This is a genomic window from Shewanella sp. DAU305 (assembly GCF_026802235.1).
In the GTDB taxonomy this organism is placed as follows: domain Bacteria; phylum Pseudomonadota; class Gammaproteobacteria; order Enterobacterales; family Shewanellaceae; genus Shewanella; species Shewanella baltica.
Map to the genome: position 1 here is coordinate 4098024 of NZ_CP113808.1, position 20253 is coordinate 4118276.

Annotated in this window: 16 protein-coding genes; 10 read left to right on the forward strand and 6 right to left on the reverse strand. The window is 47.9% G+C overall.

Going from position 1 to position 20253, the window contains the following annotated elements:
* The first annotated feature begins 99 nt into the window (after nucleotides 1-99).
* Entirely contained in the window at nucleotides 100-1767 is a 1668-nt protein-coding gene (gene ettA, locus OX890_RS17395; protein ID WP_006082645.1) for an energy-dependent translational throttle protein EttA, read from the forward strand.
* A gap of 314 nt (nucleotides 1768-2081) precedes the next feature.
* On the opposite strand, the gene OX890_RS17400 is transcribed toward ettA, so the two are convergent.
* The gene (locus tag OX890_RS17400) at nucleotides 2082-3026 is read right to left on the reverse strand and encodes a LysR family transcriptional regulator (protein WP_268649628.1); all 945 of its coding nucleotides are present in this window, start codon (nucleotides 3024-3026) and stop codon (nucleotides 2082-2084) included.
* A gap of 286 nt (nucleotides 3027-3312) precedes the next feature.
* Between OX890_RS17400 and OX890_RS17405 the strand changes: the two genes are divergently transcribed.
* The 7 genes from OX890_RS17405 (at nucleotide 3313) to OX890_RS17435 (ending at nucleotide 12625) form a co-directional block, all read left to right on the forward strand.
* Entirely contained in the window at nucleotides 3313-4236 is a 924-nt protein-coding gene (locus OX890_RS17405) for an MBL fold metallo-hydrolase (RefSeq protein WP_011847464.1), read from the forward strand.
* 215 nt (nucleotides 4237-4451) lie between these two features.
* A complete protein-coding gene (locus tag OX890_RS17410; RefSeq protein ID WP_259562251.1) occupies nucleotides 4452-5144 on the forward strand; it encodes a DsbA family protein in 693 nt (230 codons plus the stop codon).
* A 2-nt stretch (nucleotides 5145-5146) separates the two neighbouring features.
* Complete coding sequence (locus OX890_RS17415) at nucleotides 5147-5617, forward strand: nuclear transport factor 2 family protein (protein ID WP_268649629.1); 471 nt, start codon at nucleotides 5147-5149, stop codon at nucleotides 5615-5617.
* Between the two features lie 301 nt (nucleotides 5618-5918).
* Nucleotides 5919-7121 carry a metallophosphoesterase gene (locus tag OX890_RS17420; RefSeq protein WP_268649630.1) on the forward strand — a complete coding sequence of 401 codons (1203 nt, stop codon included), beginning with the start codon at nucleotides 5919-5921 and terminating at the stop codon, nucleotides 7119-7121.
* A gap of 246 nt (nucleotides 7122-7367) precedes the next feature.
* On the forward strand, nucleotides 7368-8162 hold the full coding sequence (locus OX890_RS17425; RefSeq protein WP_268649631.1) for a substrate-binding periplasmic protein: 795 nt from the start codon (nucleotides 7368-7370) through the stop codon (nucleotides 8160-8162).
* A 210-nt stretch (nucleotides 8163-8372) separates the two neighbouring features.
* Nucleotides 8373-9482 carry an efflux RND transporter periplasmic adaptor subunit gene (locus tag OX890_RS17430; protein ID WP_268649632.1) on the forward strand — a complete coding sequence of 370 codons (1110 nt, stop codon included), beginning with the start codon at nucleotides 8373-8375 and terminating at the stop codon, nucleotides 9480-9482.
* A complete protein-coding gene (locus tag OX890_RS17435; RefSeq protein ID WP_071938359.1) occupies nucleotides 9482-12625 on the forward strand; it encodes a multidrug efflux RND transporter permease subunit in 3144 nt (1047 codons plus the stop codon). The genes OX890_RS17430 and OX890_RS17435 overlap by 1 nt, the downstream gene beginning before the upstream one ends.
* Before the next feature lie 83 nt (nucleotides 12626-12708).
* Here OX890_RS17435 and OX890_RS17440 read toward each other — a convergent pair whose 3' ends face one another.
* Nucleotides 12709-13872, reverse strand: coding sequence for a multidrug effflux MFS transporter (locus OX890_RS17440; protein ID WP_268649633.1), 1164 nt, complete (start codon nucleotides 13870-13872; stop codon nucleotides 12709-12711).
* A gap of 142 nt (nucleotides 13873-14014) precedes the next feature.
* On the opposite strand from OX890_RS17440, the gene OX890_RS17445 reads away from it, so the two are divergent.
* A complete protein-coding gene (locus tag OX890_RS17445) occupies nucleotides 14015-14794 on the forward strand; it encodes an AraC family transcriptional regulator (RefSeq protein WP_268649634.1) in 780 nt (259 codons plus the stop codon).
* Between the two features lie 144 nt (nucleotides 14795-14938).
* Nucleotides 14939-15412 (forward strand): LabA-like NYN domain-containing protein, encoded by a 474-nt coding sequence (locus tag OX890_RS17450; RefSeq protein WP_012089839.1) that lies wholly within the window; start codon nucleotides 14939-14941, stop codon nucleotides 15410-15412.
* Between the two features lie 79 nt (nucleotides 15413-15491).
* Here the strand turns inward: OX890_RS17450 and OX890_RS17455 are convergent, their stop codons facing one another.
* The 4 genes from OX890_RS17455 to OX890_RS17470 form a co-directional block, all read right to left on the reverse strand.
* Nucleotides 15492-15968 (reverse strand): group I truncated hemoglobin, encoded by a 477-nt coding sequence (locus tag OX890_RS17455; protein WP_268649635.1) that lies wholly within the window; start codon nucleotides 15966-15968, stop codon nucleotides 15492-15494.
* Entirely contained in the window at nucleotides 15965-16840 is an 876-nt protein-coding gene (locus OX890_RS17460; RefSeq protein ID WP_268650623.1) for a DUF3034 family protein, read from the reverse strand. The genes OX890_RS17455 and OX890_RS17460 overlap by 4 nt, the downstream gene beginning before the upstream one ends.
* 85 nt (nucleotides 16841-16925) lie before the next feature.
* Nucleotides 16926-19232, reverse strand: coding sequence for a bifunctional diguanylate cyclase/phosphodiesterase (locus OX890_RS17465; protein WP_268649636.1), 2307 nt, complete (start codon nucleotides 19230-19232; stop codon nucleotides 16926-16928).
* Nucleotides 19222-19899, reverse strand: a complete 678-nt coding sequence (locus OX890_RS17470) for a methylamine utilization protein (protein WP_268649637.1) — start codon at nucleotides 19897-19899, stop codon at nucleotides 19222-19224. The genes OX890_RS17465 and OX890_RS17470 overlap by 11 nt, the downstream gene beginning before the upstream one ends.
* Nucleotides 19900-20253 lie beyond the last annotated feature (354 nt).

Sequence of the window (20253 nt, forward strand, 5' to 3'; positions counted from 1 at the left end):
TCCTGTGGATAGTGCTTGAACTTGGCTCATTGTCGAGTTGAGTTCGGCGCGCAATCGAGTAGAATTAGCCGCATCATTAGTCACTTAAGATAGAGAAAAATGGCTCAGTTTGTTTACAGCATGCTGCGGGTGGGTAAAATTGTTCCGCCTAAGAAGCAGATCCTTAAAGATATTTCTTTAAGCTTTTTCCCCGGCGCCAAAATTGGCGTACTCGGCCTCAACGGTTCAGGTAAGTCGACATTACTGCGCATTATGGCGGGTATCGACACCGAAATTGAAGGCGAAGCGCGCCCAATGCCGGGATTGAAAATAGGTTACCTACCCCAGGAACCTAAACTCGATCCGAATCAAACCGTGCGTGAAGCAATTGAAGAAGCAGTAGCAGAGGCAAAAAATGCCCTGACTCGCCTCGATGCCGTTTATGCTGCCTACGCCGAGCCGGACGCCGATTTCGACGCCCTTGCGAAAGAGCAAGGCGAACTCGAAGCGATTATCCAAGCCCAAGATGCCCATAACTTAGAGTACGTCCTTGAGCGCGCCGCCAACGCCCTGCGTCTGCCGGATTGGGATGAAAAAATCGAAGTGTTATCCGGTGGTGAACGTCGCCGCGTAGCGATTTGCCGCTTGCTGCTTGAAAAGCCAGAAATGCTGTTACTGGACGAACCAACCAACCACTTGGATGCTGAATCTGTGGCGTGGCTTGAGCACTTTTTGCAGGAATATGCAGGTACTGTGGTCGCGATTACCCATGACAGATACTTCCTCGACAATGCCGCTGGCTGGATTTTAGAACTCGACCGCGGTGAAGGTATTCCGTGGGAAGGTAACTATTCTTCATGGCTTGAGCAGAAAGATGCCCGTCTGAAGCAAGAATCAGCCACCGAAAGCGCTCGTCAAAAAACCATTGCCAAAGAATTGGAATGGGTACGTCAAGGCGCCAAAGGCCGTCAGTCTAAAGGCAAGGCCCGTATGGCGCGCTTTGAAGAACTGAACACTAACGATTACCAAAAACGTAACGAAACCAACGAGCTGTTTATTCCGCCCGGACCACGTTTAGGTGACAAGGTTATTGAAGTGAATAACCTGACCAAGTCTTACGGTGACCGCGTACTCATCGACAATCTGTCGTTCTCTGTGCCTAAGGGCGCGATCGTCGGTATTATCGGTGCCAACGGCGCGGGTAAATCAACCCTGTTCCGCATGTTATCCGGCGCTGAAACGCCAGACAGCGGCACGATTGAGCTGGGTGATACTGTGCAATTGGCATCGGTTGAGCAGTTCCGCGATTCGATGAATGATAAGAACACCATTTGGGAAGAAATCTCCGGTGGTCAAGACATCATGCGTATCAACAACATGGAAATCCCGAGCCGCGCCTATGTGGGCCGCTTCAACTTCCGTGGTGGCGATCAGCAAAAAGTTATCGGCACCTTGTCTGGTGGTGAGCGTAACCGCGTGCATTTAGCCAAACTGCTACAAGCGGGCGGTAACGTCTTATTACTCGACGAACCCACCAACGACTTAGACGTTGAAACCCTGCGCGCACTGGAAGAAGCGATTCTGGAATTCCCAGGTTGCGCTATGGTGATTTCGCATGACCGTTGGTTCCTAGACCGTATCGCGACCCACATTCTGGATTACCGTGACGAAGGCCAAGTGAACTTCTACGAAGGTAACTACACAGAATACTCGGCATGGTTGAAAAACACCTATGGCGCCGATGTGGTTGAGCCACACCGCTTGAAATACAAGCGCATGATTAAGTAGTCGTTTTAGCACTTGTATACCCAAACAACCTGAAGATGCAGGATTCAGCGGGAATGTAACGCACTTTAGGCAAGGCCCTTTATTGCTCCTGCATAAATGGCATTCACGCCATCCATGGCGATTGCGGTTATTTGCAGACCTAGTGGGCTAAGTTAAAAATAACCAACACGGCATAAAGTGATTAAGCCAAAAAGGAGCTCAGGTCGAAGGATCTGCGCTCCTTTTTATTGGATGCTTTTTATGGGGAAGTTTTTATGAGCTAGTTTTCTGGACTCGTTTTATTGGATGCTGTCGAATAGTTCCGATAAAACGACTCAGCTTTTCAAACTGGCAAAATAAGCCACCAGCATGTCCATCATCACCCGGAGTGCAGGCTGCATATGTTTGCGGGATTGATACACGCCATACACACCCAGTGACTGCGGCATGAACTCAGTTAACAAAGGCACTAACTGACCCGAGTCTAAATAGGGTTTCGCCGCCCATAGCGGCTGCATCGCAATCCCCTCGCCTGCCAGCGTAGCATTGAGTACCACCATGGAATCATTGGCGCTGAAATTACCATTCACCGGCACATTAAACGCCTGACCTTGGTTTAACTTAGGATCAGAGTTCAGCGCCTGAGCCTGCTTCGCAGCCACATCGGCTTGATAAAAGCGCCACATCACATCGCCAAAGTAGGAATAGGTTAAGCAATTATGCTGGGTCAAATCTTCGGGATGCAGCACGGCGGCGCGGGCGGCAAGGTAACTCGGTGCAGCGCACACCACAGATTCACATTCCCCCAAGCGCCTTGCGATAAGGTTAGGATCGAGTTCATTGGTGATGCGAATCGCCAGATCAATCCGCTCGGCGACCAGATCGACAGTTTGGCTACTCACGTGGATATTCACACTCGCCTGCGGATAACTGGCTAAGTATTGGTGCACCACGGGCGCTAAAATCTGATGCGCCAAAAACTGGGAGCAGCTAATGCGCAATAATCCGCGCGGAATCGCCACCGAAGCATGACTGACCGCTGGCACTTCGTTCGCCAGTTCGAGCAGTCGATGGCAATAATCCAGCACTTGCTCACCCGCTGGCGTTAAGCTGAGACTGCGCGTCGAACGATGCAACAATCTAGCGCCGGACCATTCTTCCATTTCGCTCAAGTAACGGGTCACCATAGAACGCGACCTATCTAAGGCATTAGCGGCGCTTACCATGCTGCCGCGCTCAACAATAGTGACAAACACTTTAGCCGCTTCGAGTCTATCCATGATTTATCTCCACTCGCGTTAAATCAATAACGTTCAATCAATAACGTTTAATCACTCACTTTCAATCACTCGAAGGCTCACTCACATACTCGCGCCCCACATGAATAATAACTAAGAGTACATCCGGCCATTCGTCCGATTAATGCAACAAACATGGGCAGATACTCGCATTTATCTATTGATTATTGCAACCTATACTTAACTCACTTTTTGCAGCAACTGCAAATCAATGAATGCTAAATCGAACCTTTTACTCTTTCATCCTGTGACTATAAGTGAGCCAAAAATGAACACATCGACCTATGCTATACGCAACACAGTTAACGCCACATTGAAGGCCTCGTCTAAAATCAGCCTAGCCGCTACCTTACTGCTAACGGGACTGGGCGCGGTCAATGCAGCACCATTGCAAGTGAGCCATTTTAATCCTGGCGAAAACAGCATCTTTGCCGTGTCATCGAGCTTTATCAGCGGCGAACACGAAATGATGTTAGTCGATGCACAATTTCAAAATAACGATGCCCAAACCTTGGTTGATACCATCAAGGCCAGCGGTAAAAAGCTGACTCAGGTATATATCAGCCATAGTGACCCTGACTTTTATTTCGGCTTAGCCGTGATTAAAAAGAATTTCCCCGATGCACAAATTGTCGCGACTCAAACCACAGTCGATGCCATTAAAGCCTCAATGGAAGGCAAGCTCGCCTACTGGGGTCCGATTTTAAAGGACAATGCGCCAAGTGAATTAGTGTTACCTAAGGCGATTCACAGCGACACTTTCACCATCGACGGTGAGCAAGTGATTATCGAAGGTTTCAATGATAAACATCCTAAACACACTTTCCTGTGGGTGCCATCGGCAAAAACCATTACAGGTGGCGTTGAAGTATTCGATAACACGCATGTTTGGATGGCTGACACTCAAACTACCGCAGAGCGTCAGGAATGGTTAACTCATTTAGATGCGATGGAAAAACTGCTGCCGACCACAGTGATCCCGGGGCACTATTTAGGCGAAGCGCGATTTGATACCCGTGCCATCGGTTTTACCCGTGACTATGTAAAAGCCTTTGAAGTCGCAGCAAAAGCCTCGAAAGATTCAGCCGAATTAATCCAAAAGATGCTGGCGCTATACCCACAAATGCCAGCCGATGCAGGGCTTGAGATCAGTGCCAAAGTTTACATGGGCGAAATGACCTGGCCTATGTAAGTCCAGCCATACCTATCTCGGCGATGCGGTACAGCTAGTTAGGTGTAAACAGTTAAAGACAGGCACGTGTTCGATTGCGTGCCATTTTTAGCTAAATGCCTGTACCTAAATAACTGCACCTAAATAACGGTACCAAACTAACGATTTTAATCGATGATATCAAAGGGCTTAAGTCGCTAATGTAACGACGAACTTAAGCCAAAAGGTTTAATACTATGACTCACCCAACAACTCATTCTGCTAGCACGGCCAACAGCACACCAGCGGCCAAAGTGCGTACTCTGCACGCGATTATCGACCCTTTATGTGGTTGGTGTTATGCCGCAGCGCCGTTACTCGATGCTGCTGCCAAAGCTGGCTTTACCATTAAGCTCCACGGCGGCGGTATGCTCACAGGCCCAAGACGCAAACAAATCGATGCCAACTGGCGCGACTATGTTATGCCCCACGATCTGCGCATTGCCGAGCTAACCGGACAGCCTTTTGGTGAGAACTATTTCGATGGTCTGCTGCGCGATACCACAGTCGTACTCGACTCGGCGCCCCCCATTAAAGCCATGCTCGCAGTCGATGCTATGGGTGGCGACAGTTTGGCCTATCTACACTCAGTACAACTGGCCCATTACCGTGATGGTCACAGCGCCAGTGATGAAGGTAATCTCGCAAGGCTAGCTGCTGAACTAGGGCTCGACCCGATAAGCTTTGCGCAGCATTATGCCCAAGGTGAAGACAAGCTGTATGAGCATATCGTTGAATCCAGAGCATTATTGAATCTGATAGGGGCCCAAGGTTTCCCTTCAATGGCTATAGAGGATAATGACGGCAACATCACCGCCATTAATATCAACCGCTTCTACGGCCAACCCGCCCAGTGGTTAAGCCATCTTGAAGCGCAATTTGAGTCATAATCATGCCAATGCTTAATGGTATTTCAGAAGGCTCATTAGTGAGTGAGCCTGCTCAGTTAAGTCTTATAGAAACAGCAAGGCAGACTGATGCGAATCTTGCACTGGTTAAAAGCACCTATGAGGGAAGTAGCTCTGCCGAGAACGCCAAAAATCTTCAGCATGCCTTAGCGAGTGACGCACGCTGGACAGAGGCGGCAGGTTTTCCCTATGCGGGCACTTACATAGGCTTTAGCGCGATAGCCACCAAGGTGTTCGCTCGCCTCGAAACTGAATGGGATAACTACCGCGTCGATATCGAAGACTATGTCGCCCAAGGCGATAAGGTTTTTGCCTTCGGCACTTATTCAGGTACCTATGTCAAAACGGGCAAGTATTTTAGCGCCCGAGTCGCCCATTTGTGGAAGATACACAGCGGCAAAATCGTCAGTTTCGAACAGTTTGTCGATAGTCATACCGTCGTCAATGCCATGTAACGGTCAATATCATGTAACTGAAGTCATGATATTGAGACATGAAATAACTGAATAGTGAGGCGGGCAAGTTTAATTTAGCCCGCCTCGTGACTTGTCGATATTAAGCCTTATCCGTATGATTTAGTGTTTTCAATATGTTGAGCACTTGACATTAAGTACTTGAGATTAAGCGCTTGAGTCTGAGCGTTTGAAGTTGAACACTTGAGATTAACTTCGCAAAGTTACACATTCGAAGACTCATCAACTCAAGTGTCTAAAATGACAGAATGAATAACTAAAACAAGAACAAGGATGCGGTCTAATGCGAATCAATTCGATGCCAGTCGGGGCTCACCCAATCACACTCTCTATCACCCGACTGAGTCGAGCCAGCCAATGGATACTCAAGCAACATAGAAAATTCACGCCCCTGTTATGGTTTGTCACCGCACTCCCTTTTGTTTCACTCTCTTTTACCTCGCTGGCGGCCAATGCAAGTGAGGCCAAGCCAGAACTAAAGATTCAAGAAAGCAGCGTCACCGATGGCCCTTATGTGTTTTTGGACAATGCTCAAAAAGACACTGCCTATTGGATTTGCCAGAGTGAGCTTAAACAAACGCCGATTGCGAAGGCGCAGTTAACTCGCCCTGCCAGTTGCGGTGAATTACCAGCGCCCCATCTTCACACACTAGCGGCCACGATTGAGCCCGATACCTTTACTCATGTCAGCAAAATTGTCGCCCTTAGCGATGTGCACGGCCAATTTGATGTGATGATTAACTTACTAAAAGCCCATAAGATTATCGACAAAGATAACCACTGGGCCTTTGATGACGGTCATATGGTGATGACGGGCGACATGTTTGACCGTGGCCATCAAGTCAATGAAGTATTGTGGTTTTTATATGCCTTAGATCAAGAAGCCCAAGCTGCGGGCGGGCGCTTACATCTACTCATGGGCAACCACGAGCAAATGGTGTTTCGCGGCGACTTACGCTACGTCAACGAACGCTACCAAGTTTCGGCCGATTTACTCAAACGCCACTACGATGCGCTCTACAACAAAGACACAGAAATCGGCCAATGGCTTCGCAGCAAACACACCTTAGTCAAAATCAATAATATCTTGTTTATGCATGGGGGCATCAGCCCTGAATGGGTCGAGCGTAAATTACATATCAGCGAGGCTAACCAACTATTTCGTCAGCATTTAGATGATAAAAAAGCTGATTTGAAGAAAGATGATTTACTCAACTTTCTGTTTTTTACCAATGGTCCAACTTGGTATCGCGGTTACTTTAAAGATGAACTGAAAGAGTCGGATATCGATAGCATACTGAGCTATTTCAAAGTCGAGCATATTGTCGTTGGACACACATCGCAGGAGCAAGTACTTGGCCTCTATCACAATAAAATCATTGCGATAGACAGCAGTATTAAGAATGGTCAATCCGGTGAACTGTTACTTATCGACGCTGGCAAACTCAGCCGCGGTCTGTATAAGGGTGAGCAGGTTTCGCTATAACCTGCCTCACTAATGCCTTCGCCCTAATCGTGAATGCCCTGGCGCCCTAATGCATGCATAAGCGAGGGCGCTCAGGAATAAATAAGTAAGGGTAAAACAGGCGCCCACCATGGTTCTAAATCTGTAGCGTTCTTAATCTGCATGGCTCTCAACATGCACGCATCTTAATGTCCATAAGTTCGCCTGTTTTTATTAACTCTGACTATACTCAAGCCAAGTGCGACTCACCTAAGTGCTGGAGTAGAAATGGGGAAAAAATTACTCACATTATCTGGCTTTTGCTTGTTTATGCTCGGCTTTATCCAGCCCGCAATTGCGGGTCGAGAACTACATTTAGTCGCCACTAACTACCCTCCTTTTTATGCCGATGCTTTACCCGAACAGGGCGGCGTCGCCCAAGTGGTCAAAGAAGCCTTTAAACGCCAAGGCTATAATGCTAGCCTCAAGTTTTATCCCTTCGCTCGCGCAGCCTTACTCGTTAAAACGGGCCAAGCCGATGGCATTATTGGACTCTGGTATCGTAAAGAGCGTGAGCAATGGGCCCAATATTCGGCGCCAATCCAACCCGTACAAATCGTGTTTTATAAACGTAAAGATGCGCCGCTGAGTTTCAGCCAGCTCTCTGAGCTCAAGCCCTACACGATCGGCATAGGTCGCGGTTACGCTAATCCGCCCGAAATCTTCGCCGCAGGGCTCACCACCGAAGAAGGTAATTCGGATGAGATGAACCTCAAGAAGCTATTTTTAAAGCGTATTGATTTAGTCTTGATTGGCCATAACTTAGCGAGGTATTTAATTAAAAAAGGCCCAGCTGAATATAACGATGCCTTTGAACAAGTCGGTCAACCCATAGCGACTGAGGTATTTCACTTAGGGGTGTCTTTGGCCGTGACGGATCATCAGCAGTTAGTAACGGATTTTAATCAAGGCTTAGAAAGTATGCGCAGCGATGGTCGATTAGCTTCCATTTTGAGCCAATATCCTCAGGTTGAAACGACTCAAGCCCCAGTGGAAAAAACGCGTACTGAGGTCCATCCCTAGCGCACGTGGGTCTTCTCGTACTGGCCCTTTGCACAAAAAAACCGCAAAAGCCGCGTTGAATTGTGTTCAAGGCTCAAAAAACACAATTTCTTTCATTTTCGTTTGCTTACCTTTACAAACTTTTACCCAACTCGGGTAGGTTATTCACTAGAATAGCCCCATTAGAGCTATCACCTTTTTCAACTGCCTTTGCGCGAGATAATAATTACAATGAAAAAAACCATTATTGCCATTGCCCTGCTTGCGGTTATCGCCACAGCGGTGAGTTTTAGTGATGTCCTTCAAGCGGCTAAACCCGAAAGCGCTCCCCATCTTATGCGTACCGTTCCAGTGGTCACGGGTGAAGTCGTTGAATATCCGTTAGCACAATCTATCACGCTTATCGGCAAACTCGCTGCCGAACGCGCGGTGATCATCGCGCCGCAAGTCACAGGTAAGATTAAGCAAGTTGCCGTGACCTCCAACCAAACGGTGAAAAAAGGCCAGTTACTCATCGAACTCGATGATATGAAAACCCAAGCCGCCGTCGCCGAGGCTAATGCGTTTCTCAACGATGAAAAACGTAAACTCAAAGAATTTGAAAAACTGATCAGCCGTAACGCCATCACCCAAACCGAGATTGACGCACAAAAAGCCAGTGTGGATATCGCCCAAGCACGCTTAGCTTCAGCCCAAGCCGATTTACATTACCACTCGCTGATTGCGCCGTTTGCGGGCAATACGGGACTGATTAATTTCAGCGAAGGCAAGATGGTCAGCATAGGCACTGAATTAATGTCGCTGGATGATTTATCTAGCATGCGCCTCGACTTACAAGTGCCAGAGCATTTCCTGTCGCAGTTGAGCATAGGTATGCAAGTGGCGGCCACCAGCCGCGCTTGGCCGGATGAAACCTTTACTGGCAAAGTTGTCGCTATCGATCCACGCGTCAATGAAGAAACCTTAAACCTTAAAGTGCGGGTGCAATTCGACAACCCAAAAAATCGCTTAAAACCTGGCATGATGATGTCATCCACTATCACTTTCCCTGCGATTTCAGCACCTATGGTGCCAGTACAAGCCCTTGAATATTCAGGCACTAAACGTTACGTGTACGTGGTTAGCGCCGATCACATCGCCAACCGCACCGAAGTGCAGTTAGGTGCGCGTATCGATAACCAAGTCTTGATTGAAAACGGTTTAAAAATAGGTGACAAAGTCGTGGTGCAAGGCTTAGTGAATATGCGCGATGGCCTGAAAATCAATGAAGTGACGCTCGATGCCAAGGCATCTACCCGTGCGGCTGAGCTTTCAAGCCCAAAAGCTACGGAGACTAAATAATGTGGTTATCCGATGTTTCGGTTAAACGCCCTGTCGTTGCCATCGTTTTAAGCTTACTGCTGTGCGTATTTGGCATAGTCTCCTTCTCTAAATTGTCGATACGGGAAATGCCCGACGTCGAAAGCCCTGTGGTCACCATTAGCACCAGTTACTCGGGTGCGTCGGCGGCCATTATGGAAAGCCAGATCACTAAGACCCTAGAAGATGAACTGACGGGGATCAGTGGTATCGACGAAATCACGTCGACCACCCGTAATGGTAGCTCGCGTATCACAGTGAAATTCCTCCTCGGATGGAACTTAACCGAAGGCGTGAGTGATGTGCGTGATGCGGTGGCACGCGCACAACGCAGGCTGCCTGAGGATGCGAAAGATCCTGTCGTCTCAAAAGACAACGGTTCGGGCGAACCCTCAGTCTATGTGAATTTAAGTTCGAGTGTGATGGACCGCACTCAGTTAACAGATTACGCCCAGCGCGTGTTAGAGGACAGATTTAGCCTTATCAGCGGCGTGAGCTCCATCAGTATTTCTGGTGGTTTATACAAGGTCATGTACGTCAAGCTCAGACCCGAGCAAATGGCGGGCCGCAATGTCACAGTCACAGACATAACGAACGCGCTGCGTAAAGAAAACATCGAAACGCCCGGTGGCCAAGTGCGAAACGACACCACAGTGATGTCGGTGCGTACCAAACGCTTGTACTACACGCCAAAGGATTTTGACTACCTTGTGGTGCGTACCGCCAGCGATGGCACGCCTATCTACTTAAAAGATGTGGCCGATGTGGCTGTCGGCGCACAAAACGAAAACTCGACCTTCAAAAGCGACGGTATCGTTAACATCAGTTTAGGCATTATTGCCCAGTCCGATGCTAACCCATTGCTCGTTGCCAAAGAAGTGCACAAAGAAGTCGACCGCGTACAAGACTTCCTGCCCGAAGGCACTAGCCTAGTGGTCGACTTCGACTCTACCGTATTTATCGACCGCTCGATTAACGAGGTGTATAGCACCCTTTATGTCACCGGCGCCTTAGTGGTACTCGTGCTGTATATCTTTATCGGACAAGCGCGGGCGACACTCATCCCTGCGGTAACGGTTCCGGTATCGTTAATCTCGGCATTTATCGCCGCTAACATGCTAGGTTATTCGATTAACCTACTGACATTAATGGCGTTAATCCTCTCCATCGGTCTAGTGGTCGATGATGCGATTGTGGTGGTCGAGAACATTTTCCACCATATCGAAAAAGGCGAAGAGCCGTTACTCGCCGCCTATAAAGGCACCCGCGAAGTAGGCTTTGCCGTTGTCGCCACCACGGCGGTATTAGTCATGGTGTTCCTGCCGATTTCCTTTATGGAGGGCATGGTTGGACTCTTATTTACCGAGTTCTCCGTGATGTTGGCGGTGTCGGTGCTGTTTTCCTCCTTAGTAGCACTGACACTTACGCCCGTGCTGAGCAGCAAGTTACTTAAAGCCAACGTCAAACCGAATCGCTTTAATCGTTGGGTCGATCGCGGTTTTGCCCGCATGGAAAGCGTCTATCGCGTCGCCGTTACTCGGGCGATTAAACTTCGTCTACTCGCGCCATTAGTTATTCTCGCCTGTATCGGCGGCAGTGCTTGGTTAATGCAACAAGTGCCGTCACAGCTCGCGCCGCAGGAAGACCGCGGTGTGTTGTTCGCCTTTGTTAAAGGCGCCGAAGGCACCAGTTATAACCGTATGACAGCCAACATGGACATAGTCGAAGACAGACTCATGCCCTTGCTGGGTCAAGGTGTACTGCGCTCCTTCAGCGTGCAAGCCCCCGCGTTTGGTGGCCGTGCGGGCGATCAAACGGGCTTTGTGATCATGCAGCTTGAAGATTGGGGCACACGCACCGAATCCGCACAGCAAGCGCTTGGGATTATTAGCAAAGCATTGAAGGACATTCCCGATGTGATGGTTCGCCCTATGATGCCAGGCTTTAGGGGCCAATCGAGCGAACCGGTGCAATTTGTGCTTGGTGGTTCGGACTATGCCGAACTGTTTAAGTGGGCGCAGGTGCTCAAAGAAGAAGCCAACGCCAGCCCTATGATGGAAGGCGCCGACTTAGATTACGCCGAAACCACGCCTGAGCTTATCGTGACTGTTGATAAAGAGCGCGCAGCGGAATTGGGGATCAGTGTCGATGACGTCTCGCAAACCTTAGAAGTGATGCTCGGCGGTCGCACCGAAACCACCTATGTGGATCGCGGCGAAGAATACGATGTGTACTTGCGCGGTGATGAAAACAGTTTTAACAACGTTGGCGATCTTAGCCAAATCTACATGCGTTCCGGTAAAGGCGAATTAGTGACGCTTGATACCGTGACCCATATCGAAGAAATTGCCTCGGCACAAAGATTAAGTCACACCAATAAGCAAAAATCGATCACCCTCAAGGCTAACGTCAGTGAAGGTTACACCTTAGGTGAAGGCTTAAAGTTTCTTGATGCTAAAGCCATTGAATTATTACCTAAGGATATTTCCATTGGTTACACCGGCGAATCCAAAGACTTTAAGGAAAACCAAAGCAGTATCTTCATCGTATTTGGTTTGGCCTTACTGGTCGCTTACTTAGTGTTAGCCGCGCAGTTTGAAAGTTTTATCAACCCGTTAGTGGTGATGTTTACTGTGCCTATGGGCGTATTTGGCGGTTTCTTAGGTCTACTGATCACCAGTCAAGGGATCAACATCTACAGTCAGATAGGCATGATCATGTTGATTGGTATGGTGACCAAAAACGGTATCCTTATCGTGGAGTTTGCTAACCAATTACGTGACCGCGGCTTTGAACTCGATAAAGCCATTATCGACGCTTCATCCCGTCGTTTGCGGCCAATCCTAATGACAGCCTTCACCACATTAGTGGGCGCTGTGCCGTTAATTTTCTCGACAGGTGCAGGCTCAGAAAGTCGTATCGCTGTGGGTACTGTAGTGTTCTTCGGTATGGCATTCGCCACCTTTGTGACCCTACTCGTCATCCCCGCCATGTATCGATTAATCTCGGCAGCGACCCATTCACCGGGTTATGTTGAAGCTAAACTCGAAGCGGCAATTAAAGCACAAGAGTTAGCGGCCCAAGAGGCGGCGGCAAAACAACAGGAGCTTGCACCTAAAGCCTAACTCTTCACGCCTACTCATCAATGTAAATAATCACATAAAAAAAGCCAAGGCGCTCAGTGCCTTGGCTTTTTCTCATTTACGTCTTAAGCATTTTTTACTTTATTGGCTAAGCCTAAATGTAAACCTAAGCCAACACAAAGCAGTGCACTTAACGTAATCACCATACCTAAATGGTGAACGATTCCCGTGCCGCCTAAACCCAGTCCCAACAGAATGTAATAAAACAGTCCGAAGAGTGCACCAGCAGAGCCCGCATAGATGCGGTAGTTTGCCAAAGCCGAGCTGAGTATGTTCGGAATCGCGATACCGTAAGCAATCACAATCAATAGCATAGGCGCTAAAAAGTAAACATTATTCAGCCCTATAAAGGTAGATTGGATCAGCCAAATCCCCAATCCACCGACAAGTGCAATAGCACTGGCTAAGCGAACCAGTCGTGCACCAGTGTGGCCTCGACCCAGCATTATTTTATTAACATAACTGCCAAGGAATGTACCAAAGCCTAACAGTATGCCACTGGTACCAAAGGCAAGCGTCGATAACCCTTGCGCCTCAAACATAAATGGCGCCAGTGAAAAGTAGCTAAACCACATCAGATTAAATGCCGCCACCAACAAGGTGTTCTTAATAATCCCGCTGTCGGTAAGCATCTTAATCGCTAACTCGCCTATGGCGATTTTCTGAGTATGTGCGGGTTTAGTTTCGGGTAAAGATCTTACCGACAAAAATAACAACACGATTGCAGAGACCATGAGTGCGACAAACACACCTTGATATCCCCAATACGCACTGAGAACACTGCCCAATAGCAATCCGATAACTGGGCTTATTCCAAGTGACATCCCCATTACAGAAAATACTTTCGCTAATTCCTCTCCGCTATAACTGTCACGCATCATAGTTTGGGTAATCACAGACCCCACTGCCGCGCCAAAGGCCGACAATATGCGGGCCATCAACAACAGGCTAAAGTCGCTAACCATCAAGGCTAATGCTGAGCCAATGGCATAACAGACTAATCCAGCGAGCATAGCTTTACGGCGACCAATAATGTCGGCTAAGCGGCCCAAGCAAAATACGCCGATGGCAAAGGCCATAAAGTACACAGATAAGGTTTGCGATGCAGCGGCAACCGACACAGCAAAGTTTTCTGCAATATTAGGCAAAGCAGGGCTATAAATGGTTTCCATAATTTGCGGAAACATCATTAGCAGCACAACGAGCCCTAATGGTGGTTTTATATTCATGATTTTTAGTCCATTTCAGTCATCCAAATGAGTTGGTTTACCGAAATGTCGCTCCATACTTGTCAAAGATGGCGCAGTATAGATAAAATCCAAATGTGTCCATTAGCAACACTTAGACAAAAAACATCAAAAATAGGACAAAATGGCCTTTATTCTACCTGAACAGCAATTTAATCCAGACCAGCTGGATAATCTGGTCATTGGCATTGCCGCAGATATGGGCGAACACGACTCGGGAGTGCATCACCACAGGAAGGCGCAACTGCTGTACGCCCCCACAGGCGTGATGAGATTCACCCTAGCCGATACTCAAATGGTGTTACCGCCAACGCGTGCGGCTTGGTTGCCAGCTGGCGTTAAGCACAGCGTCACAATGCGTAATGTGGTTGCCTATCGCTCACTCTACTTTGAACCAGAAACCGTCACTTCATTGCCCGATAAAGTCACTATTTTCCATGTGAACCCGCTACTCAAAGCGTTAATCGACACTATGTCATTTTGGCCATGGGACAAACCAAGAAGCACTCAGCACAATGCCTTTTTGCTGCTCTGCGAAGAGTTGGGCAATGCCGCGGAAGAAAATCTGGCTTTACCCCTCCCACAGGATAAACGTTTAAAAACCTGGCTTGCGCAACTGCAACAACACCAAAAACCGCCAGCCAATCTTAAGGATATGGCAGTAGAAATCGGAGCCAGTGAACGCACAATTAGCCGTATTTTTAGCGCACAGACGGGAATGGCTTATCAAGCATGGCGCCAGCAATGGCGTTTACTCTCGGCCATTGAACAATTAGCAGCGGGGAAATCGGTGGCGCAGGTGGGCTTTAATTTACAATTTTCCAGTGACAGTGCCTTTATCAGCTTTTTTAAGCAATATACCGGCACCACACCGGCGCAATATTTCAAATCCCCTAGCATTTAGCCAAATATCCAATCCTTCGAGTACAACTCAGGTGAGGCAATTTCCCCGCTCAACCGAGAGCTGTACTTTCCATTTAGCACCCATTGGCAACTTGCTGTGTTATAGTGCGGGAAGTCTTTTCCCAGATCGCAATATACGAATCCCTTGAAAAAAATCGCTTTATTTGTGGATGTACAAAACATCTATTACACCTGCCGTGAAGCCTATGGCCGCCAATTTAATTACCGTAAATTATGGCAACACTTAGGTTACGAAGGCGACATAGCGTTGGCCGTGGCTTATGCCATCCACAAGGGGGACGATGGGCAGTTAAAATTCCAGGACGCGTTAAAGCACATAGGTTTTGAGGTAAAGTTAAAACCTTTCATTCAACGCAGCGATGGCTCGGCCAAAGGCGACTGGGATGTGGGGATCACTATCGATATTATGGAAGCGGCGAGTGAAGTGGATACTGTTATCTTATTGTCTGGTGATGGCGATTTCGATTTATTGCTGCAAAAAATCCATCAAAAATATGGCGTTGAAACCCAAGTCTATGGCGTTCCTACCCTGACGGCTAAATCCTTAAGGGATGCAGCGTCTCAATTTCACCCCATCGATGCAGCGCTCTTGCTCTAGCGCAAATAAAAAATGCTGCTATCGATCACGACAGCAGCATCTTAAATTCACTATTTTAGCCATCAAAGTTACAACACCTCTAATGATAGGTAATGTCCGAATACATAGGTGCGAGACGTTTTAGGAGGGCATTGCGGGTCGATAATGGTATGTGTTGCTCCTTCATCGATTCAATTAAATGGCCCACTAAGGCATCAAAATCCGCCTGAGTAATATTCAACCCTTGATGACTCAGTGCCATATTTTCACCGTGATACACACAACCGCCATCAGCAACCAGACAAAAATGCTCAATGGCGCGCTCACGAAATAACGCGATATCCGTCTCTTGGAAGTGATGCACTATGCGTGGATCGGTTGCTATACGGGCAAGTAAGCCATCGACAATCGCTGATAAACCAGCTTCACCACCTAACTCTTGATATAAGGTTTGCTGGCTTGAGTTGCCATTATTTAAGTTAACCTGTGGCGCCGATGATTCAGCCGTTTGCACTGCGCAGCCAGTGAAAAAAAACAAAGCGGCGACAGGTAATAGCTTCAGCAATAAACGACTCATAGTATTCCCTCCACCGACACATACCAACCTTGCTGATCGGCAAAACCCGCAATACTGCCTAAATTCGCATAAGCCGTGACCACGGAAAGATGCTTATTGATAAACCACGCTAAAAACACATCTTGCCAATCATCTTCACGGGCAAAAGCTAACTCATTGGGTTTCTGGCGATATTCGATACCCAGCGCCACATTATCCGTCAGCAATACCGCCGCAGACGCTTCGAGCACAAACTGGTAATCATTACTGGCTTGGGTACCAAAACCCAATAAACCCGTTTGATTCGCCTTGGTCGCGCGCACGGTACCATTAAGTAATAAATTGCGCCCCGCCACCGCATCGAAAAATACTTTGCTGGCAGCAATATACACATCTAACCCCCAATCAGAGCGCGCCCCAACCGCCTGAGGAAGCGCAAAGTCATCGACTCTTTTATACTGAGCACCTAAGGTGATTTGCGGCATAGCCGTATAAAGTAACTCGCCGGCAAGCTTGTATTTTACCCCAAAGATATCTTGGCCTAACTCGCCGCCCATAGTATCTAAATCAAAGGTTTGCCGCGCAACGCTGAGCTCGAATCGATTATCAAAACTCAAGGAAGCGCCAATCACTTTCAGCGTAAAGTCATCAACATAAACGCCTGTCGCCATCGCCGTAGCGGACCATTCATCGCTACTGCCATAACCGTTGATCACCGCCCACGGCACTATGCCACCGCCAGCACTGCCCTCAATCGTCGTCCCGCCGCCAGTCGCAACCACGCGGCTACCTTCGGCAAACGCAGGAGCAGGAACTGTGCCCAACAGTAAACACAGGCAAGGCAAAGCCTTCACATAATTCCAAGCTAATGAATTCAACTTCAATGCATTCATGGCAATGTTCACTCGCTACTCCGCTTTATTCTTTCGAAGACGTCTAATTTTAACGCCTTTTGTGCGCTGTCTTGGGTAAATTAACTTATGTGTCTGCGGGATTTGCATGGTTAAACGCTTCGAACCACAGATCAAATTCAGCCGCTTTTAAGGGTTTTGAAAACACATAGCCTTGGATGATGTCGCAATTGAGGTTACGCAGAATTTCAACGCCTTCTGGTTCCTCAACCCCTTCGGCCACGACGGTAAACCCTAGACCGTGGATCAACTGAATGCTCGTGTTCACTATCATCACATCTTGGCTATTCGTGAGCATGTCTTTGATAAAGCTACGATCAATCTTCACTTCATTGACGGGCAAAATTTTCAAATAAGCTAAGGATGAATGCCCTGTGCCAAAGTCATCGATGGCGACCGACACGCCCATGTCACGGAATCGCTGCAATACACTCACCACAGTCTGTGCATCTTTCATCACAGCGCCTTCGGTGACTTCAATACAGAGTGCGCCGCTTGGCAGATTATTATCTTTTAATAAACTAGCAATTTGATTCGGCAAGCGGGTATCGACTAAATCATGGGCCGACAGGTTAATGGCCAGTTTTAGCTGCATACCCCGCTGCAGCCATGCGACTAATTGTTTAATCGCCTGCTTCAACACCCATTGGCTGACTATATCAATGTTGCCAGAGTTTTCAGCGAGTTGAATAAACTCATCGGGCGGGATAAACCCTAAGGTTGGATGCTGCCAGCGGATCAGTGCCTCGGCGCCAGTACACTGATTTAAGTGTAAATCCACCTTAGGTTGAAACACGAGATAGAGTTGGTTTTGCGCCAAACCTGTGGGTAAATCGCGGATAATAGTCAGCTCACGCTGATATTTCTCATCGGCGCCCTGACGATAACTGACAATGCGTTGCTCCTCGAGACAGGCTTGATTGAGGGCAATTTCGGCGCGGCGCACTAACACATCGATATCGGCACCATTGCCATCGATTTCCAGTAATCCCGCCCGCACGGTAAGAGAGATATTTGAGCCTTGGATTGGAAATGGCGACTCCAACATATCCAATGATTTCAACAAGTGCTCGGGACGAATACCTTGGCTATATAGGAGTAAAAAAGAGTCGCCATCTAATCGCGCGAGTAAATCCGGTGTGGGGGCTAATTGCTCTAAACGGCGGGCAAAAAGCACCAACAAGGTATCTGCGTTGGCAAAACCGATAATGTCGTTGATATGGCGAAAATGTTTAATATCCAGCAATACCATAGCGCCGGATAGCTCATGTTTAAGATCCGCTAAATGCTGTTTTGCCGCAAAACGATTGAGCAATCCCGTCAAACTGTCGTGGCGAGATTGATAGACTAAATCCTTTTCCCGCGCTTCAATATCGTCGCGCATCAAGGACAAACTTTTGGCCAACACCCGCAGTTCTGCTGGCGCACCTTGAATACTGCCTGGCTGCTTACCTTGACCAATTTTACGGGCATAGGTCACCAGTTGATGCACAGGCTCAGTCAAACTGCCCGACAACCAAATCGCAATCACAATCGCCAGCGCTAAGGTCAAGGCAAAAATCAGCAACATATTATTGCGTAGATGCTGATAACTTTGCTGCCACTTAAGGTTTGACTGATGCAGTAGGGCTAATTGGCTGCCGTTATGATCATAAAGTTTGATCGCCATGGACAGATAATCCACGGGAATGTTCTCACTGGGCATTTTCAGTAGACTGGGGAATAGGCTCGCCTGCTCTACCACACTGCGTTTTTCATCGTCGGATAAGGTTGACGCGATTTCGGTGCGCCCCGTGGCTTGATTGACAAAGCTGACATCGATACCGGTAATGGCTTTAGCTTGTTGAGCGACTTTCTCATCCAATAGAAACCCCATTCCGACCCAAGCAATCAAAGTCGGCGCCTTCACGGGCTGCAACACAAACTGATAGCTGGCATGATCAAAATTGAGGATAGCTAAAGCATTGTTATTGCTGGTGGTCATATCGAATAAGGATTGAATGTCATCCTGAGTGAGTCCGGGCAGACTCGAGGTCAACAGCTCTCCTTTTGGAGACAACAATACTGCAGCGTCGGCGCCGATACGAGAGCCGTGATTGGATAACACTGACTCAATGGTTTCTTGCTCGCCGGTGGCAATCGCGCGCTTAAAACCAAAATCGGCACTGAGCACGGACAAACTTTGGCTGAGCTGAATACCGCGATTCGAAAGGACTTCGAGAAACACATTGGCACCAATATCTAAACTTTTTTGTTGCTGTAAAAAGTTGTCCCTTTCGGTCGCCGTCAATACGGAAAATGCCGTGGCAAACTGCACTAGAGTCAGCACAATAAAGAAAACTAAAATCAGCCGTGCGCGAAAACTATTTAGCATGTAATGGCTTGCCTTGAGCATCGTAGTGGCCAAATCCCGACGGAGGGGCTGACGGTTTAGCTTGGCGCTCAATGTCTAAGGACAAACTGAGTTGATTCGCGCCAGTGGTTAGCATTAGCTCAGTCGGCTGGGAGGCCGCCTTCTGCCATGGATGCCAGAGTTTGACTTTATATTGACCGGCCGTAAGATCCTTAAACTGAATCTCACCTTTTTCGTCCGTCACCGCAACAATTGGGCTATCTGCCACATAGATAAATGCCTGCATATAATCGTGAATATTGCAGCCAAGTGCGACTAAGCCGGGTTTATCGAACAGGATTGGCGCTTCGGCTTGACCCACATACAGTTTAAGTTCGAAAGGTTTCGCCTCGGAAAAGGAATACACGTGGTGACGAGTGCGATCTAGGTTAGGAAAATCCACCTTGGCGCCCTTAGGGACCGCCAACACAAAAGGAATAAAGGTTCGATTTTTTTGTGACATTTCATAATGTCCAACAGGCATAGCCTTATCGGGCATCACTGCCGGGATCAACTCCACGACAGTATCGGCAATCGCCTGCTGCTGTAGATCCACCAGCTTAATATTGAGCTCAGCGGCCATGACTTGAGGCGTCAGAGAGGCAGAAATACTCAGAACTAGAGCAAATAAAGCGCGATTTAAGATCATCAGTTACCTCGGGCATAGTGATGCAAGGTCAACAAGTACCTTAGCTGAGTACGGCGTAAAACAAACTATTTTTATTCGTGTAGCATTGTACATCACTAATATATCGAATATTCCATTGGAACCTATAGAAGAGCGCCAAAACAGTAATAATTCTAATCGTCCAACTGCCATTACGCACGAAAGTGACCACAAATAATGGATAAACAACATCATACACACATTTAAAGCACGGATAACCACAAGCGTTTAAATCGACTATGGCGCTTACTGAGATCAAATATCATTGCGAGCTCATTGGCTGAATAAAACAGTTGAATCTAGTCAACATAGGCCTGCCATGCATAATAAGCAATA

What these genes read in the sequence shown, in the direction of transcription:
- OX890_RS17435 (WP_071938359.1), top strand. Translation starts at nt 9,482, where the DNA reads ATGTGGTTATCCGATGTTTCGGTTAAACGCCCTGTCGTTGCCATCGTT.
- ettA (WP_006082645.1), top strand. Translation starts at nt 100, where the DNA reads ATGGCTCAGTTTGTTTACAGCATGCTGCGGGTGGGTAAAATTGTTCCG.
- OX890_RS17415 (WP_268649629.1), top strand. Translation starts at nt 5,147, where the DNA reads ATGCCAATGCTTAATGGTATTTCAGAAGGCTCATTAGTGAGTGAGCCT.
- OX890_RS17430 (WP_268649632.1), top strand. Translation starts at nt 8,373, where the DNA reads ATGAAAAAAACCATTATTGCCATTGCCCTGCTTGCGGTTATCGCCACA.
- OX890_RS17420 (WP_268649630.1), top strand. Translation starts at nt 5,919, where the DNA reads ATGCGAATCAATTCGATGCCAGTCGGGGCTCACCCAATCACACTCTCT.
- OX890_RS17465 (WP_268649636.1), bottom strand. Translation starts at nt 19,232, where the DNA reads ATGCTAAATAGTTTTCGCGCACGGCTGATTTTAGTTTTCTTTATTGTG.
- OX890_RS17405 (WP_011847464.1), top strand. Translation starts at nt 3,313, where the DNA reads ATGAACACATCGACCTATGCTATACGCAACACAGTTAACGCCACATTG.
- OX890_RS17470 (WP_268649637.1), bottom strand. Translation starts at nt 19,899, where the DNA reads ATGATCTTAAATCGCGCTTTATTTGCTCTAGTTCTGAGTATTTCTGCC.
- OX890_RS17455 (WP_268649635.1), bottom strand. Translation starts at nt 15,968, where the DNA reads ATGAGTCGTTTATTGCTGAAGCTATTACCTGTCGCCGCTTTGTTTTTT.
- OX890_RS17425 (WP_268649631.1), top strand. Translation starts at nt 7,368, where the DNA reads ATGGGGAAAAAATTACTCACATTATCTGGCTTTTGCTTGTTTATGCTC.
- OX890_RS17410 (WP_259562251.1), top strand. Translation starts at nt 4,452, where the DNA reads ATGACTCACCCAACAACTCATTCTGCTAGCACGGCCAACAGCACACCA.
- OX890_RS17400 (WP_268649628.1), bottom strand. Translation starts at nt 3,026, where the DNA reads ATGGATAGACTCGAAGCGGCTAAAGTGTTTGTCACTATTGTTGAGCGC.
- OX890_RS17460 (WP_268650623.1), bottom strand. Translation starts at nt 16,840, where the DNA reads ATGAATGCATTGAAGTTGAATTCATTAGCTTGGAATTATGTGAAGGCT.
- OX890_RS17440 (WP_268649633.1), bottom strand. Translation starts at nt 13,872, where the DNA reads ATGAATATAAAACCACCATTAGGGCTCGTTGTGCTGCTAATGATGTTT.
- OX890_RS17445 (WP_268649634.1), top strand. Translation starts at nt 14,015, where the DNA reads ATGGCCTTTATTCTACCTGAACAGCAATTTAATCCAGACCAGCTGGAT.